The organism is Pseudomonas sp. B21-015 (assembly GCF_024749285.1).
Classification (GTDB): Bacteria; Pseudomonadota; Gammaproteobacteria; order Pseudomonadales; family Pseudomonadaceae; genus Aquipseudomonas.
On the sequence record NZ_CP087196.1, the window covers coordinates 3285381 to 3303720 of the forward strand.

Here is an 18340-nt window from a genome sequence, read left to right on the forward strand (position 1 = left end):
CTCCGACTAGAAGTGTAAAGACATGGCATTGAGGATCAAAGACTACAAAGCTAGGGACGGGAGCCGGTTCTCATTGCTCATGGATACGGAGGGGGATGGGTTTCCACTGTACTTCCCAACTGCTTACATCAGCATGCGTTTGGCCAGCCTTACGGCAAATACGCAGCGGGTGAACCTGTACTGCCTGAAGAAGCTGTACGACTGGGCGAACGAAAAAAAGATCGACCTGGATCACCGGTTTGCGACGAAGAAGCTGCTCACGGTGCCGGAGGTGGAATCGCTTGTGCAGTCGCTGTCGACCAACACGAAAGAGCTGGATGGCACCAGAATCAAGGGCGCGCGCGTTAGCTACTACCTGGACATCCTGATCGACTATCTCGGATGGTTATTCGGACACTGGATTAAAGACTCGAATTCAGAAGAGAACAGGTTCCTTATCGAACGCCTACAAGCAAATTTAGCTGAGCGCAAACCTAAGAGCGGCTCGAAGTCACAAGCTAAAAGGCGGCGCATCGCCAAGAAGCTAACTGATGAGGCAGATACAGCACTGCTGGAGCTATTCGAATCGTTCGACGATAAAAACCCAGAAAATCCAAAAAAGGAAAACCTGGAATACGGCACCTCAAAGATAGAGCCAGTATCGAATTTCAAGCATGGGCTCGCGTTTCGAAACGCATTGGCCCTCAGGATCCTTTACGACATCGGCATCCGTCTTGGTGAATTGCTGAGTTTAAGATATTCAGACTTCATCCCGGCGTCGGCCGGAGAACACGCTTACATCAGAATTGAGCGCAATCACGACGACGAATTCGACCGACGGATCAACCAACCCGTGGCCAAAACACTCGGCCGCACCCTCCCGATCTCCGAACAACTTGAGCAGATGATGTTCACCTATTTGGGAACGTATCGTGCAGAGATACCAAACGTCGGCTTTGATGATGGTTCATTCATCTTCGTCAACCACAAGGGCGGACGGAATCAGGGCCGTGAAATTGAGATTGCAACGTTTCGGTCTGCGCTGGCGGTGATCATCAGTCGCGACAAGAGACTCAAAGGGTTACACCCTCACCTCCTTCGACACCACTGGAACTACCGTTTCTCGCAAGACTGCATCAAGCGGGGATTAAGTGACCAGAAAGCCCGGGAGGAACGAGAACACTGGATGGGGTGGGTCGCTGGCTCTCAGTCTGCTCTCGACTATGACTTGCGAAGTATTCAACAGTCCGCCAACGAGCACGGGCGTGCGATCGCGTCGGACACTGCAAGAAACAAATCGGATCGCAAACGGCCCACTAACAACAGAAATGGGATCGGTGATTGAGAAAGCATCTATTGGAATAGATATCACTTTTGCGAGAGCTCGTTACTTGCAGCCATAGCCGCATTCAGTCTGGTGCCGAACTCCCCTCGCCCGACAACTAAACATAAAAACATAAAACATAAAACATAAAACATAAAACATAAAACATAAAAAACAAATTACCGGACGCCTGCATAATGAACGCAAAAACAGAAATAGCTGACGAACTGACGCAGCCTCTAGACTTCGAAGACCCGAGACAAGATGACCTCGAACTTCTAGAGGAGTTCGACCGTAACCAAGCAAAGCACGCAGGTGCATATTCCGTCGAATTTATTCACAAAAAGGTGATAATTGCGGGAGCCTATCATAAGAACATCACATGCATTATGAAATTGGACAGCCAGACTCTAATTGGCTTCAAATCCACAGTCCAAGCAATCGCTCAAAGTGGTTCACGTGGGCCGCTTACACTGAGAAGCAACATCGGGACGCTCGAAAAAGCCTTGCGAGATGTTCCAACTAAAAAATTTACGCCAACGAGCTTTCAAAACCTGATCAAAAATAAAAGTAACTCGGCCGCTAATATACTTCGATTGTTTTTGAATATCTGGTATCGGCTGGGCTATCCAGGGCTGACCTCAGAAACAATCGATGCGGTAAACTTTTTGAAACGCCCCGCCTCCCGCTCACGTGCAAGGATAACTTCTGACGACCCTACCGAAGGCTGGTATACATCTCAAGAATACGACGATCTAATTGACACTTATTGGACGGATTACGAGAGCGACAAGGTTGGTTTGCGTGATACTACGGCATTGTTGCTCAACGGCCAATATGGCAGGCGCGGCATTCAATTAGCAACTCTTAAGGTCTGTGATTTTCAATGTGAAGATGAAACTGACGGTATCTCGGGAAAGCGGGTCAGCTTTCCTGGCGCTAAAGACAGGCACGCAGAAGAATGGTTTCGCGGATCGAAATTTGAGACCCACCCGATGGGCGATGACCTTTGGGATTTGTGCCAACTGCAAATAAAAGGCACTATATCCGACCACGAAAGATTATTTCAGTGCGAACTTACTCCATTTGAACGCAATCAGTTACCATTTTTTCAGAAAAATCCGAAAAAGTTAGTATCCCTCAAAAACAACCGATCTCAGTTATTCTCGGATAGTAGTTGTTCAACATCTCCTTTACATCTCAGGCCCGGCGGGATGGCAATTATTCTCAGCAATAATAAAGGCACTCCGGTCATTTCCCAGCGCACGGGACAGCCAGTGCGTCAGTTTGCTTACCGGATGAGGTATACGCGTGCTAGACAACTCGCACGTTTAGGAGTGCCACGCGTGACTCTGCAGTATTGGTTGGGACAAGAGTTTGAAAACTCACTAGAGCACTATTACAACGATCCAGCTGAAGACGCCCGATTGTTGAATGACGAAATGCAGATAATTCTGGGGCCACTTGCTCAAGCATTCTCTGGCTCGATTCGCGATAAAGAATCTGACGCCACACGGGGTAATGACCCATCTAGCAGAGTTGAGTTGGATGGACGGCACAGTGTCGGTAGCTGTGGCGAGCACGGTTTTTGTTCAGCATCAGTGCCCATTCCTTGCTACCGCTGCTCCAAATTTGAGCCATGGGTCGATGCTCCACATGACGAAGTTCTCATCAGGCTGATTGAGCGCCAAGAGGAGGAAAACAACATTAATTTACCGAGCAAGGCAAGACGAATGCTCGTCCCGTTGCAGCTGGATAAGGACATCGCAGCGGTAAAGCTCGTGATCAAGTTGTGTGATGCCCGAAAACAAGAGCTCAACAAACAAGAATCCAATAAGTAACGAAACGATTAATCGAAGAAAAATATTCCGAATAAGCGCCCAAGTAGTCCAGAACACTCTTCACGAAAAACACATCATGCGACTGAGAGCGAGTGAGACAAACATGACCAATACGATCCCATTTCGGTCGAAATCCCAGTTAACCAACCAAAAAAATTTGGCAAACTACATCCACCTGGCTCAAAATATCAGTCCAGTTTGGAAAAATTTACCTGGTTTTTCGTGGAGTGCTAACATCTGGAACACCCCGCGCGGTTTACTTCGCTTCATGAAATATGGCATAAAATTGCACGCAAGAGCGCTGCCCATGCCGGCACAGCAATTTGATTCAGGCTACATGGAGTTTGCTAAGGCTTATCTACTCAATAGCCGGCGCGGCGATCCCACAAAAGCATTCCGCGTAGACTATCTTGCCGTACAGATTGTTGGTGCAGCTCTGGTTGAGGTGGATGGCTATGCAGACATAACCCGGTTATCTCCGCTGCATCTTGAGAAAGCGGTTGATATTATCAAAAAGAGAAAGAAGGGTCAGCTTAACGCAGCAGTGGCCCTCAAAGCTCTTGTGCGTGTAGTGGCACAGCAGAATATCACCTCTCATAGCCTCAAATACTGGGAGCATCCGTTCTCAGTCAAGGATTTAGCAAGGGATGAAGAACCTACGAAATCCTCTCTTCCAGATGACGACGCACTGCTGGCGTTTGCAGAAATTTTCTCTCGGGGTTACCACGGCGAGCTTGATGATGAAGCAGCTTATGTATCAAGCATCACCGCGATTCTGTTGTCGGTGCCTATGCGCATCGCGGAGAAAATGCGCCTGCGGCTGGACTCATTGAAATCAGAAACAGACAAACAGGGCGTTATCCAGTGGTACCTACACTACTACTCTACCAAAAATAAGAAGATGGTTACGAAGGGTATCCCAGCGGTAATGGCAGATCATTGCCGAGAAGCGTTTAAGCGCCTTGAAAATATTACGAAAGAAGGTCGTAAACTAGCAATTTACCTTGAGAGCGGATCGACTGCGTTTTTTCCACACCCTGGAGTACCGGATGTTCCTAGAGACCAGATTCTGACACCGCAACAAGTCTCGGCGGCGCTCGGTCGACCGTCAATTGCATCTGCAGAAACTTTGATAAAACACCTCACGGGTTCTTACGAGCTCGGAATGTGGACGCTTGATAAGCTCTGGGAATTGATTCGCGCCTATAACATGCGCAAGAATCCATTCTTTCCTTATCAGGTAAACCCTGACCTCTATCCCGTCAAACCACCGAAAATGTCGGAGTCATTACTCTGCTTCCTGAAATTTCAGCTGGGTGAATTCAGAACCACCAGCCCCGCGCTACTCGCGCCGACTAACCAGCATCACTACTCCAAACGCGTCGCGCCCAGCAAGGTGAGTTCAGTCAATGGCAAGACTTATGAGTCTTTTTTGAGCCGGCACGGATATCCCGACACCTCGCTCAGATCGCACCAGCTGCGTCACTTTCTGAACACGGCAGCCAAAGAGGCGGGCCAAAGCATCGAGTTCATTACGCACTGGAGTGGTCGAGCCTCGGTCAAACAGACTCGCGACTATATCCACCAAGACCCTAGACGGGAAGCCCGCAAGCTGAGCGAAAGCCTCATCCCTGTTGCAGACGTGACTCCAGAGCCTATCACCGCCGCTGAATACGACGTTCGCGACAAAGGCCCAATCATCGCAACGCGTTACGGCATTTGCATGCACGCCTGGACAACGAGCGCCTGCCAGAAGTCAGGTGATTGCCTCAACTGCTCTGATCTTTTGCACTGCAAAGGGCACAAAAACTCGCTTCAAGCCGTAAAGGTTGAACGGGATCATGTGGCGGAGAACCTAGGAGCAACGCTTAAAGAGATCGAGGCAGGAAATCGACCTGCCACGCGCTGGGTAGATACTCATACTCGCTATCTGGAGAGACTGAACCAAATCGTGGCCATGCACGAAAACCCGGACATTCCAGATGGCAGCCCTGTGCAGATGGTGGGCAAAGACTTCACGCATGCGAAAAGAATTTTGGCTAAAAAGCAGCCGCAGCTCGACAAAGACAGCGTAGTCACTGACATTCTGGACGACATCTATGACGACGACCTGCGGCTTTGCCTCAACGAAATGATGGGAACGAACTGACATGCCCCGCGCCTTCACTCCCAAAGAATTGAAAGCGATCACCAACCTCATCAGAGATTGGCCGATCGACAAAAAGCTGACTTGGGATGCCATCTGCAAGTCTTCGGAATCGGTGTTGGATTTCGTCCCCACGCGCCAGGCGTTTGCAGACAAGCCGGCGGTGATCAACGCCTACAAAATCCGAAAAGCCGCCATCACGTCTAATCGAGACAGGCTCGCGAGCATTCCAAAGCCGAAGAGCCTCACCGCTGCGGCGGAGACGATTGCGAGGCAGCAAGCTCAGATCAATCAGCTGAAGAATGAGCTGCAGGGAATGGCGGATATGGCACGACGGTTTATTCACAATGCGGTGCTTCATGGCTTGAAACGCGAAGATCTGAACGCGCCTCTGCCCAAGCATGATCGCAAGGAGTAAAGCGCTTTGCCCTGATGTAGTTTTCAATGACCGACGCCAGCAGTGATGGGATGGCCTCACTCACCTGGCTCACCTCAATGCCCGTACTCACCCATCGTCAGGGTCGTTTCACTACATAGGTATGATGCTGGTGAGTATTGGGCAGCATCGACGGCACGAGCACATGAAGCCAGGGCGTTCAGATGCCTGATTCTCCCATTAACGAGCAACGGCTAGACCTGATGAAAAAGAATCAAATCTCAATGGAAGAATGCGTAGCGCAGTATTTGAGCGACAAGAAGGATTGCCTGCCTTCTCTATACACATGGAAATTCACTAGCAGCATAGCGACCGAAAGATTCGGGATTTCGTTTTCAGGCCAAACCTTGTTCGACAAAGTGATGGAGCTGAAAAAATCATTACGGCAACAGGTCGCATCGAGCACCTGTACCGTCAGGCAGGCTGAAATCGCGATGTACTTTATTAAGGAATGGGGTGGGATACGGCGTTTTACCAAGGTTAACGAAACGCTCGCACTCTTCAGCGGACTCAAGGGCTCGCCGGTTGCCCCTCAGCGGTTGAAGATCCCCTTCCAAGGCATAAGCAGCTGGTCGAAGTGGGCTTCGATCGTGTGTCCCGACTGGGCCTGTATCTATGATACTCGTGTCGCATACTCCCTGAATGCCATCAATTACCTGGCCGGTGCCAACCAACTGATTTTTCCGACGCCGCCCGGTCAAAATTCGCGCCTCAAGATGTTGGATGTCACCACCCTGCTTTTGAGCCAGCGGCTTCAAAACGGTGAAAGCAGTGATCCGGCTAAAGTGAGAATCAAGCATCTAATCCCGAAAGCTGACACCTACCTGAAATACTTGGCCCTATTGCGCGGAGTCAGCACAGCGTTATGGGAGGATCCGGGTCGTATTCATGAGGTGGAGATGCTGCTGTTCGCTCTGGCCGATGGAGAGATCTACAACGACGTGTTCGAGCGACTTTCAACAGATTCACCCATGCTTTAGGAGGTCGTAAGCCGAGCTTGCAATGATTTCGTTTTGCCTAATGCCGATCTTCCTGAATCGGCGCTGGGCACGATTGGACAGCGGCTTGGAAAATATATGGCCTGGCCCTAAAGCCAGATAGTGTTTGACGGGAGATCTGGACGGAGTAGCGGCACTGTTCGCGGGCAGCGCTCCATGCCCGCCTGCCTCTTTAAAGCCGACAGCGAATGGTGATTCCAGTCCCATAGACATCACGCCGATGGTACGAGCAGAGAGAATCGTTTTTTGACCATGACTTCGGGGTGATCGGCTGCGTAACTTGTGAGAGGATTTCTCGGTATCCCATCGCCGAGTAAAGCACCATGATTGCTGCGTTCAACAGTACTGCGCTACACCGTAGAAAAGATCCTCCCAAACGTTCAGTTTACCTATCGCTTGTCGCCGCATCCCCTTGCATGGCACTTGCAGCATTATGGAATCAGGGAGACCTGACGGTTGTCAGCGCATCAATCACACTGTCGGTGGCTGCCTACCTATATTTGCGCCTAGAGACGATTCAAAATTGTTTCCGACCAGCATGGGCAAAGGAATATGAATGGAAGCTTGCGAAACTCATGGCGCAACTTTCTTGTGAAGGGCTCTCTGCAGTAGAGCGTCAGAAGCTACTGAATCGAATAGACGACCTCAAAGACCGCTATCATCTGGTGACCTCGTCCCAGGTGACCTACCGCTGGATCAAGCGCCAAGCCTATGCAATGCTTTTTATCGCCAGAATTCTGCGCCTCAACATTCGCTAGCGATGTAGAGCTTCACGATGAACCGTCGTGAAGCTCTACAAATCAGGGCAGCATTAGACCTGAAATACTGACTGTCTCTGCGTTTGCTGAGCGTACTTTTACGTTCTGGTGATTGAGTTTACCAGCAAGCAACTGAATTACTGCGCATGCTACGGGCAGTCACTGACCTATCAAACACAAGGGCGCTAAATTGTGAAGTTTGAAGATATCCTGGGGAAGCCCCAGGAACGCGAGCACGCTGAAATCACCGATATCTCTGTTTTGATCCCTAGTAGCGCGATCGCTCATCTGGAGATCGCTTTGGAGAGCCAATGGACACCAGCAGAGAAAGGCTGGATGTACCGTGTTGATGCAGCTAATCCTGCAATCCCACTGCTGCGCCACGTCCACATTGCAAAAAAACAACACACCGCTTCAAAGGACATGCAGGTCTCGTGGAATGTGGACGGTACCCGGCATGACAAGAAATCATTTAACAAGAAGATCGGCCAGCAGAACTATGTCCGAAATCTAGCAAAAGAGGCGCTCAAGCTGGACTGGTCAATCAGCCTAGAAAGCAACGGCACTATTGCACAGAGTGGCTCGATCATAGGCGACAAACCTACGTTTTCCGAAGACGGCTCGGAAGCCTACATCCAGTTTTCCCTGCGACAGCCCTGGCCGAAAACCTTCGACTGGTAACTCGGATTCGCAAGCTGAACGATCAGCGACAAGCTACGACTCTCCTCATTGGCTTGGTGCTGTTAACAATTTCGGATATTTGGGCGGGCTATGCGTCTGGCACTGAGACGCTAATCCTGTGGGTCGCCAGAGGGTATGAAGTTCCGTTTTACCTGTATCTGGCCTTAGCTATATTCACCCTGCCCGTCTTTACGATCCTTAAGCCTTGGCCCCGGGCCTATGCCTATCATCCGCGTCTACGCAGACAAAAGGATCAAGAGCGAAAGGAGCTGTATAGCTCAGATGGGACGACGCGGCTGGGATAACCCACTCTGATGATGCGGGCGTTATGAGGGAGCGTTGCCCTGATGCGCTCACTGTTTCATCACCCGCTCACGCTACCTGCACATTGAATCGAACAGAGGTCACTACGTCAGAATCTAAAAGTTCGACGATCCAATCTGGGCCTCGGGACGTCTTACGAAGCTGTTTGAAGTGAATTTCAGGGGCCTGCCTAGAGCGCAGCGGGCCCATTAGCACCTCACATTCATCCGTGCTGACATCGTATGACCCGAGGACAATAAAGGCCCATGTCTTCACGATGGACGCTCGTGAAGCGTTATGAAAATCAAAGAATCATCGGCCTGCAGCACTCATTTCTCGAACGTATTCTTTTAGTGCATCGATGCCGTGTAACAATTCATCTGAGTGAGCGAGCCTGTGACAGTTGGCACATAGCAGAGCCAGATCCTCCAACTTGGTCTTACCCTTGTGATTTTCATGAGACAGTGGAATCTGATGGTGACACTCGATGACCCGGAAACCAGCCTCGCCATAAACTGCGAAGAAATCGATAGCGCAGGCTTCACATTCAAGCTTTCCGGTTTGATCGAAACGCTCCCACTTCAAACGCAGCGAGAGGCCTTTAACCCGTTCACGCCGACGATGCTGGGTCAGCCGTAGAGAACCTTCCGCGTACTCTTGGGAAGCTAGACCATCCATTGACTGCAAGAATTTGAAACGAAGCGCTGTGACTTGATCAGATTTCGCGGCCAACCCGGGCAAATCACCTTGGTTGTAGAAATCAAAATTTCTCAGGACATGAACGAACACCTTGGTTGAGTCCTCATCAAGTGAAGCGTCTCTCCATTGGTCAGAGCAAACCTTCCCGTCAGGCCCCTGCCCGCCACACCGATCATGAGAAGGGCACGACTTCAAACACTCCAAGTGATCTTGCAGGTGCCAGCCTTCCTGACCGGGCATCACTGAATCCAAAATCTGCTGTTCTTTCTTCGTTAACTTTACGGCCTCTTGAACCTGCATTGGTATCTCCGTGAACCTGCCAGATCGATCAATAGTCCATTGTGACTATGTCGCTTCTTCATTCAACCACTCGCTGTTTAAATCAGATAAACCGACACCATTTGACCGCTAGAAAAAAATCCTTCGCCCTGATCTCACTCCTGATGTGTTGAAAGAGTCGGAGTCTTTCACGCCGAAGGCCGCAAGGCGTACGAGCGCTCCAGAACTTTCTCTGCAGAAAATCGTCCACCTTTTCTTGGTCAACCACTTCCACCCGTATAACTCGCAACAGCTCCTTCGGAATATGCTGCGTGATAACGACTCTCCACGGATTGAAATCGATACAGGACGCTGGGGGAAGCGGCGTATACGATCTCGGGTTGCCTCTGACCGCAGGGGCCCCATACCAGGCGACCACAATGTCCACGCCTGTTTTAGTCATGTTGCCGGCAAGACTCGTCTGCTGACTCCAAAGATTCATGCAGGCGTCCCCATTCAGAGGGTCTCCACTCACAGGGTTGAAATAACCATCGTGCAGGATGCGTAGCGCACATTCGATGCTCGTCCTGTGCCGGTAAATGGCGGTCGGTTTCAGAGCCATTTGCAATCCTCTTCTGCTCCGAAGACAAGCCGTGACTGGGCCATGAGCAATGCTCCTAGTTTTTTCGTCTGACTGCATTGGCTAGTCTTCCTTCCACCAAGATAGGGCCGGAGAAAACCAACGAAGGACGAGCTTCGCATATTACTGAGAACACTTCGTAAATCAGCAAAGATCAGTGTCGCGCTGGCAGCGAAGCGAGCATTTGTGGATGAGCGTACTTGGCGTTCTTGGGAAACCCTTAACGGAGCAACGTATGACCGCCAGCCATCCGAAAAAGCACTATGGAGCTTTTTTCAACGCTCCGGAATTGAGATGCCTCAAGAGTTCAAGACGCGTACGAATGGCCAACCACTGGGGCGGGCGTTGTCGATTGCCACCTACAAAGGCGGTGTTGGCAAATCCCCCATTACAATTAGCGTGGCGGCACGGCTGGTTGAACAAAATTTCAAGGTTGCCGTTGTCACTGACGATGGCGTGTTTCGTGGAATAACCAATGCCGGTCGAGGGCCGTCCACTGGATCCCTAGTCAGCAAAATTGACTTCTATGACGAGCGAGACCTCAAAGTCTCACAGACAGAACTCAATAAATTGAAAAAGGAGATCCGTGACAATGTCACTAGCCTGCCGGAGGAGGAACAGCATATTGGCAAAATCATCTATAGCCATCTTATCGAAACGTTAGAACGAAATAACCATGCCACCGAGAATCTCAGCGACATAATCACTCGATACGACTTTGTTTTTCTCGACATCAACGTGAACATTGAGCTTATACGACGATATGCAGACTTAGTTGCAGTTATTCTCGACAGTGATTGCTACTACTCTATCCAGAGTGGTCAGGCGTTCGTCACCGCTTTGAGAGCAATAAGGTGTCGTAGGGTTGCGCCCTCGTATTTCGGGTTGGTTACCAACTGCGACGTCGGCGGGGTCGGTAGTGAACTGGAGGAGTTCGTCGGAGACCTGGCCGACCTGAACGATGAAACCCATGAGGAGCTTAGGCAAGCCAAGCGTGCGGAGTACCTGCGTCGTGAGCGTATTTACCAAATGATCCGGACGTTGGACTTCCCGATACTCTCGACCGAAATGACGGCCTCATACAAAGTCGCGATTGAACATTACAATGAGGGCCGGGAGTTCTTAGAGGGGTTTTGCTATTTCCATTCTTTTGCGGACGTAGCCCCGAATTCGCACGCCGCTGGGGAAATTCGGAGACTGGCAGAAGAGCTAATCAACAGTCGGTTGTAAATCTCTGAACTCATGCTGCCATTTAGACGAACTCAAAATGCAAAACTGTCAATTTATCAGCTTCAATCCCTGACCATTCAATCGCTTTGTGACCACATCTTACTAGCATGCGGAGGGCGATCCAATGCTCATATGAAAAGTAGCTGCGCCAACTTTTGCTACACCGGCATGATCACAAAAAAATAATAAAAGATCGATCAAATGTCTGAGCTAGTAATTATCTCCCACCTAGATTTCTTGAAACCAAGACCGCCTAATTCTCTTCAGATCGAGATCCCATGGTAAGTATGCCGTTGCCGAAAAGCTCACAAGTGCCGCCGAGCAAATTCTCGGGCTGTAGGAGGAGAACAAACGGCTGAAAAGTGAGTTACCGCTTATGACTGAAGCGGCTCAGATATTCATTCACAATGCTGCGTTAAACGGATTGACTCGGGGGGAAACTAATGAACCCCATTCCCAAGCCAGACAGAAAAGGTTAGCCAGGCGAGGTAGCGATCAACCACGACACACCGTTAGCTTTTTCGACCCGAACGGTTCCAGCTCATCCGTGAGCTGGAACCGTTAGATTTAAGTTTGAAGTATTGTTAGAAAATACTCACCACTTAGTCACACAATTAAATCCCTTAAAAAAGCAAGATCATCGACGCACTGACTGCGCCTTAGAGAAAATGAAGGGAATCGCAACAAAGAACAAAACACTTAGAAGTGAATCCACATAGGTTTTGTCATAATACAACCAGACAGAGGTTGCCCCCATCGGAATGCAAAAAACAACGAACACAAGCATAGTTATTGCAACAAACATTCGATCCGTCACTTCTTTAAAATAATCCACCAGCGGTGAAATCAAGGTGGCGATAAACTCAGCGACAAGCAACAAAGGAATATAGAAAAATGCCGAAATTAGAAAAAAAGCTAACTGAAGATTGGTTTTCCCGACAGGGATAGCAGGGAGATATTCTCCAATAAAGCGAGCACTACTGAGGTAAACCTCGCCACTTGCGAACAGAGCCTTAAACAATGGGGGCGTGGAAATCGAAAGATAAAGCATTCCGAATGTCACAAAATAAAAAACAAACTTGAACGCTGTTTCGTCAGCCTTTTGACGATTTTTTACTCGTCGATCTGACTCAACCGGCTGAACCGATTCAATTGACTCAACGACTGCATCTCTGTGCCTTGGAGCAGGCTCCGGAATAGAGTGCTTACTCCTCCCCCTCCACAAAAACACAATACCTGCATAAATGAATGACGCCACAACATTGAGCACTAGACTCCAGATATCACCAGCCATAAAATCTTCTTAACTATTCAACGGTTAAAGTCACTCCCCCAAAGACCCTAGAACCTCTGGGCACAAGTCACCGGTAAAAAGCGCTACCTTAGACCAAACCATATTAAAACCAAATAGCCACCATCTCAACTTTTTTAGCGAACAAATGTACTTTCTATGACCAGTAATTTCGTGACAGTTTATGGATACGGCTCACGCTCAGAATGGTCAACATAGCCAAGTCATGACTTCGAAAAATTGATTCGAGGCCACTCCCTTGCGCCGGAATAGGTGAAAAGCCCAACTAAGCCAAGCGCAACTAGGATCTGTTCATGGATATGGAGGACATTGTCGACTTCTCGTGGTTTTGCCTTCAATTGCCCTGAAGTGCTGAGAGAACCCGTACAATCAATTCTGAGAACCGCCTCCCTCAAATAGCTCCCCTTACGCGCCTTGAACGGCAGGCCCTGCGGTTGTTGTCGCGGTCGACTCGATGACCAAAAAATATACGGCCTGGAAGCGGTCAATGAGCGACTAGCTAATGAGATCGCACCCCTCACCTGGGCATCCAAAAGTGGGCCAACATTTGAACATGAGTACCCATCCCGCTACCCAAAGTCAAAACGCATGCACCTGAGTCAGCGCACGAAGATCCCTACTGCTCCTTTGGCAGCGATCACCATGAGCGCTGGCAACCCTTCAATGCTCATCTGGCGATGCAGGGTACTCAGCAAGTTTTCGTCGAGCTCACTAGGGCGAGCCGGACATCCATCGGGATGAGAATGCCATTCGCCCACATAATCCACCATGCCAGTAGTACGCTTATGTACCACCTCCAGCGCCTCTGCCTGGCCTTCTTGCCCTCTGACGAAATGCTTTGGACTGGCCTCGCTGTCTGGCGGCGCCGGCAGTACATCAACAATGACTATCGTTTTCGTTTTCAGATCCGTGACGCCGAGGATAGCGCCACCCGTTTCGTTGGGCAGGGCCTTCTGCCGAGCGACGTACAGTTTCTGAACAAGTGACTCGTCGTACTTCACAGTCCATCCAGATGATTGCGCCGTATGCACTTGCGCGATGTCGATCTCATGAGCGGTAACTGACCCGGATTGGTCATCCGATTCCCAGACACATATCCTGGCCTGCGGCTTGGCCACCGACTGCCGAAGCTGCCTGGAGAGAATCCCCGCATGACCATGAATGGACTCCCCCGACATCCTTACCGAAATGTCACGGCAGCCACCCCCCACCCAGCGATCCCCCAGAGGCCGGGCCAAGTGCTCATGACCCCAATCGCTTTCCAGTATCGCTCGGTAGTACTGCCCCTCCAGACCATCGATGCGCTGAAGCCTGTCCTGATCTTCGAGAATCATCACACTTGAGAGCCCTGAAGGCGTAACGAACAGGCTCACGGTGCGGGGAGCTTCTGGCCTACGGGCGAGCTCACGTGGTACATCCAACGTAGTCGTCACATCCACCACGATTTCCGCAGTTCTCAATGACGAAGCGATCTCATCGGCATCCTCAAGTATGCCTTTGGCAATCGCCTTGGGTGGATCCCAGTTCGGAAAGGTCGCAACAGCCAGATCCCTCACGACGTTGACCTTTGGCAGGCCAACGAATGAATCAAACGCCACATGGCGGCATAGATTGTGAGGCAGCACCCGATCAGGGTCTAAGAATGTCCACCGCCCCCAGCCTTGGCGAACCCATAGATCAGCCAACACGCTACCTAAGGCCCCTACCCCGGCCAGGACGCCTTGGATGTCACTTTTCTCCTCAGGGGTGCCCGATAGATCACGAGCGGCGTGGGCTGTGAGAGCCGTCCGAACCTCTACCGACCAGAGCGGGATGAATCGCCAGGTAGTACTGCCAGTTCCACCGATGACTACGCTACGGTGACTCAATCCTTTCGAATCGGGCGGCCCCAACATATCCAGGGCCGTTGCGAGGTCAAACAGAGAGACGTTCAGCATGTACCCAGCTACGTCAAAGCGTTCAGCCTCACCGTCGCGTACGCGCGGAATCCAGACAGTGATGAGGATACCCTGGCCTTGGGCGGGCGCAGCAGAAACACCGCCTTCAACGGCGTCATAAACGGTCGAATGAAGTGACTCATAGAGGTCACTGCCCCAGCAGACGAGTTGATCGTGCAGATCACCCAAGGTCTCTGGATAGCCAGCCAACGTTGGCGATTCCACGGGATTGACCACCATTGAGACCATCCTGACCATCTTCGACTGGTCGCCCGGCTGAGTGGGATCTGCCCTCAAGATGATCGAATCACCTACATCCACTTTGCAGATGGTCAACGTGTTGCTATCTGACTTTGCGTAATCGGTATAGTTGGAAGGCAGGATGAGCTGGTAAGGGCTCATGTAAAAAAGCTGCTCAAGCGGCTGATCATCCCTGTGCAGCTTCAACAGCGCAGACTCTCGCAGCCACCAGAACATTCGAGCGATGAAACGCTCCGGCGTCCAGGTTCGCTCGACCGTCGACCAATTGCTGTCGTACAGGCACAGCACCCTAGCCCCGCCTGGGGACGGCGGATGCTGGTGCGACAGCACAGGGAAGTCTTTGCGCAGCGTGTAGACCAGCACTGGCACGCGGTAGGCGGGGTTTACACCAACCGCCAATCGCTCGCGTCGCCTGATTCCGGCAAGATTGCCCGAATCCACTGTACCGTCCCCGGCATCGATGACGATGTATTCGCTGATTTTCGTCCCTGTCTTGTCCTTCCTGATTTCTCGAACATCAGTGTAGGGACAAGCCCGTAAGGCTTTTAGCAGTGCCTGGGTCTGGGGATAGAGGTGATCCTCCCCTGACCCGGCCCACGCCTCACCGAGTTCGTAGTAATCGATCATCTGCATTTGCCCGCGCGTGGCGGAATCGACGCCGCCACGGAACTCGGTACCGCACCGGCAAGCGCAGCAGCAACGGCCAGCAGTTTGACCTTACCATCCGACCGAACCTCGAAGTCCATGCAAGCTTTCTCACCGAGATCCCCCGTGCAAGAGAACCAACCATCTACTTCTTCCAGGATGCCCTGATACTCCCGCTTCGCCCGGATGCAGGGCGGGTCGCAATCATCGTCGAGAATCTCAACACTGCTGGAAACGATCGTTGCGCCATTGCGCGCCTGGCTCAGGGCTTGACGGGCATCCCAACTAACCTTGGCGTTCTGACCCTTGCCCGACCAGCTGTCCCACGAAAGCGTGTGCCAGGAGCAGTGGTGCGGTGCCAGGAGCAGATCATATTCAAGCACCTCGGGCGTGGACTCGTAATGACTCCACATCCGCTCCCAGATCAATACCTCAGCGTCACCGCCGACAAGGAATTTGGTTTTGGTTTGCGAGTAAGCATACGGCGAGATCTGAATGTTCATGATCACGCTCGATTCGTTTTTCGTTAGCTTTTCTTCAAGATCCGCATCATCTTCGTGCGGTGCCGGTGCAAGCAGATGCGAGGTGAAATACTGCGAAAGGTTTTCACCCGCAACCTGGCTGAAAGTCTGCCCGGCTTTCACCAGGATTGGGCCAAGGTCGTCAGTCTTCCCTTGGTTGTCTTCGCCCATGATGCGAATTCGGTTCCCATCACCTGCGTTCAGGTAGGTACGCCAGTAGGTTACTCGCCGCCGCGCTTCCTTATCGAAAGCTTTCGCGTCGTCACAGAGGATGTGGTTCTTCGAACTCCGACGGAATACCAGAGGCGACGACCACATTTCACGAATCAAAATCCGTCTCTCCCAACGATTCTTGCCGTCGTCGGGGTAATCCGCAGGATCGCCAAGCCAGAAGTGTTGTCTCAGACCAGCGCAATGGTCTTGGTCAGGGTGACTCAGGAGGAAGGCGTTGACGAATGGGCGATCTTTGGCATCCCACTGCAGCCGCTCCCGCAATGCCCTGCCCACGTCAGGAGTGTCATCGTCCGGGTTGTCCGCTGCTTGGCGGATCCGCGAGTCAATCAGAATGGTGGTGACAGACGTATCGGCCAGCCGAATCAACGTCATGTCACCGGTACCTACTTGGAAAAACGTCACCTTGGCAGCCATATATATCCCTCCCCGGGCATTGCGCCATCTTTGAGAAACGCTACAGATACGATAAGATACGTATAGAAACTCAACCCGTCTATATACTATGCGAATATTTTTTATACCCATTACCGACCAGGCTGATTTCAAATGACTGTTACCGCTACTCGTACCGGACGCTGGGGCCAGGAGCGCCGCCTTGAATTCATCGACTTTCGGCTGCTGTGGGAGCGAAAACTCAATCGCTCAGACCTGACCAGCTTTTTTGGGATTTCTGTTCCCCAAGCGTCACTGGATTTCGCGACTTATCAGGAGCTCGCCCCTGAAAACATGGCCTATGACCGAACGCTGAAAGCGTACGTGGCAGGCCCTGACTTCAAACCCGTTCTGACCAACCCGGATCCAGGGCAGTATCTGAATGAGTTACTGCAGCGCGGCATTGGCAATATTGCCCCCACGGATAGCTTCATAGGTTGGGCGCCCCCAGTTGCAAGCTTGCCCTCCCCCACGAGGCAGGTTGATCAGCAGATCTTGATCAAGCTGATTAGGGCACTTCAGGTAGGCGAGGCCGTGGACGTCGACTATCGATCAATGACCAATTTCGATGAGCCCGCCTTTCGGACGATCCTCCCCACATCGTTTGCCCATGACGGCTTCCGTTGGCACATCCGCGCCTTCTGCTTCAAGTCAGGGCTCTTCAAGGATTTCGTTCTAGGTCGCATCAATGCCCTGAAAGCTTCGTTCGCCCCACCTTCGGAAGTGCCAGAGGACGTTGAATGGGAGACCGTCATTGATGTGGTCATCGGGCCGAATCCGAGCTACCCGCCTCAAAAGCGAAAGGCGATCGAGCACGATTACCAGATGGTGAATGGTGAAGCTCGGCTTAGAGCCCGCAAGGCACAGTTGTATTACCTGAACCGTCGACTGAACCTAAATGAGAAGCCAGGCGATCCGGTCAGTGAGCATCAGCAAATCGTGATGCTTCGGATAGAGAATGCTCACAAGGAGTCAGCAGTAGATGAGTGAAGTAACTGCAGCCAAGCCAAAGAGTGATCTGACGATCCTCATCATCCTGTATCTGTTAGCGCTCCTGGTTTTCGCTACCTACTCCATAGGTGCGATGGCTCTGGGTTGGCTTTCTGAACCCTATAGGCCGCTGAGAGTGCCTTTGATGTGCGGCGCGATCGCCTACGTTGGTGGAGCCCTGTACTGCTTCCGCGCTATTTACCTCAACAAGTGCGTTTACAAGCGCTGGGATCCGGACTGGCACGTCTGGTACTTCATTCGCCCCATCACGAGCACAATCGCCGGCGCGGTAAGCTACCTCTTCTTGAAAGCAGGCTTGTTGGTACTGGAGTCGACCGCGAACGCAGGAGCAAGCGAAATTGGATTTTTCGCACTGGCCTTCATAGCCGGCTTCAACGTCGACAAGTTTGTGGCGAAAATTGAGGAGGTCGCGAAGGCGGTTTGGGGTATTGATAAAACGCGTAGCGGGCAGGCCAAAGCTGATCAGGCCGAGTCCGCCAAAACGGCTTCCCATACGACGCCTCAAGCCTGACCTTGCTTCTGGGTTTGGAATCTAGGGCGACCGCCCCCTCCCTGCCACCCGAGATTTGGCATGGGCGCTCAATCGTGCGCTCATGCTTGGGAAGCGGGCAACTCTTCTTGCGCCATCCCTGAGTAGGGCTCGGTGTAGGGCTGCGGCCCGGCTTGGTGATGGAGCACGCCGTACGCGACGGCG

General features: G+C 51.5%; 14 protein-coding genes. 10 read left to right on the forward strand and 4 right to left on the reverse strand.

Translation table 11 applies throughout. The annotated features are described in order from the left end of the window. Positions 1-22: 22 nt before the first annotated feature. The 7 genes from LOY38_RS14605 to LOY38_RS14635 all read left to right on the forward strand — a co-directional run bounded on the left by LOY38_RS14605 (position 23) and on the right by LOY38_RS14635 (position 8163). Positions 23-1324, forward strand: a complete 1302-nt coding sequence (locus LOY38_RS14605) for a site-specific integrase (protein ID WP_258700631.1) — start codon at positions 23-25, stop codon at positions 1322-1324. A gap of 176 nt (positions 1325-1500) precedes the next feature. Continuing rightward, a complete protein-coding gene (locus LOY38_RS14610; protein ID WP_258700632.1) occupies positions 1501-3144 on the forward strand; it encodes a hypothetical protein in 1644 nt (547 codons plus the stop codon). Positions 3145-3247: 103 nt separating this feature from the next. Further along, a complete protein-coding gene (locus tag LOY38_RS14615; protein WP_258700633.1) occupies positions 3248-5293 on the forward strand; it encodes a hypothetical protein in 2046 nt (681 codons plus the stop codon). Between the two features lies 1 nt (position 5294). Continuing rightward, entirely contained in the window at positions 5295-5708 is a 414-nt protein-coding gene (locus LOY38_RS14620; protein ID WP_258700634.1) for a hypothetical protein, read from the forward strand. 182 nt (positions 5709-5890) lie between these two features. Next, positions 5891-6706, forward strand: coding sequence for a hypothetical protein (locus LOY38_RS14625; RefSeq protein WP_258700635.1), 816 nt, complete (start codon positions 5891-5893; stop codon positions 6704-6706). A gap of 341 nt (positions 6707-7047) precedes the next feature. After that, the gene (locus tag LOY38_RS14630) at positions 7048-7482 is read left to right on the forward strand and encodes a hypothetical protein (protein ID WP_258700636.1); all 435 of its coding nucleotides are present in this window, start codon (positions 7048-7050) and stop codon (positions 7480-7482) included. A gap of 192 nt (positions 7483-7674) precedes the next feature. After that, positions 7675-8163: a DUF6367 family protein gene (locus LOY38_RS14635; RefSeq protein ID WP_258700637.1), complete on the forward strand. Its 489-nt coding sequence runs from the start codon at positions 7675-7677 to the stop codon at positions 8161-8163. Positions 8164-8778: 615 nt separating this feature from the next. On the opposite strand, the gene LOY38_RS14640 is transcribed toward LOY38_RS14635, so the two are convergent. Beyond that, positions 8779-9465, reverse strand: a complete 687-nt coding sequence (locus LOY38_RS14640; protein ID WP_258700638.1) for an HNH endonuclease — start codon at positions 9463-9465, stop codon at positions 8779-8781. Positions 9466-10249: 784 nt separating this feature from the next. Here LOY38_RS14640 and LOY38_RS14645 point away from each other — a divergent pair. After that, positions 10250-11293: an AAA family ATPase gene (locus tag LOY38_RS14645; protein WP_258695829.1), complete on the forward strand. Its 1044-nt coding sequence runs from the start codon at positions 10250-10252 to the stop codon at positions 11291-11293. A 637-nt stretch (positions 11294-11930) separates the two neighbouring features. Here LOY38_RS14645 and LOY38_RS14650 read toward each other — a convergent pair. The 3 genes from LOY38_RS14650 to LOY38_RS14660 all read right to left on the reverse strand — a co-directional run bounded on the left by LOY38_RS14650 (position 11931) and on the right by LOY38_RS14660 (position 16617). Beyond that, positions 11931-12587 (reverse strand): hypothetical protein, encoded by a 657-nt coding sequence (locus LOY38_RS14650; RefSeq protein ID WP_258695830.1) that lies wholly within the window; start codon positions 12585-12587, stop codon positions 11931-11933. Between the two features lie 617 nt (positions 12588-13204). Next, complete coding sequence (locus LOY38_RS14655; protein ID WP_258695831.1) at positions 13205-15430, reverse strand: Mov34/MPN/PAD-1 family protein; 2226 nt, start codon at positions 15428-15430, stop codon at positions 13205-13207. Further along, a complete protein-coding gene (locus LOY38_RS14660) occupies positions 15427-16617 on the reverse strand; it encodes a metallohydrolase (protein ID WP_258695832.1) in 1191 nt (396 codons plus the stop codon). Before LOY38_RS14660 ends, LOY38_RS14655 begins: the two co-directional genes overlap by 4 nt. A 132-nt stretch (positions 16618-16749) precedes the next feature. Between LOY38_RS14660 and LOY38_RS14665 the strand changes: the two genes are divergently transcribed. Beyond that, positions 16750-17625 carry a WYL domain-containing protein gene (locus LOY38_RS14665; RefSeq protein WP_258695833.1) on the forward strand — a complete coding sequence of 292 codons (876 nt, stop codon included), beginning with the start codon at positions 16750-16752 and terminating at the stop codon, positions 17623-17625. Then, positions 17618-18157 (forward strand): hypothetical protein, encoded by a 540-nt coding sequence (locus LOY38_RS14670; RefSeq protein WP_258695834.1) that lies wholly within the window; start codon positions 17618-17620, stop codon positions 18155-18157. The genes LOY38_RS14665 and LOY38_RS14670 overlap by 8 nt, the downstream gene beginning before the upstream one ends. Positions 18158-18340 lie beyond the last annotated feature (183 nt).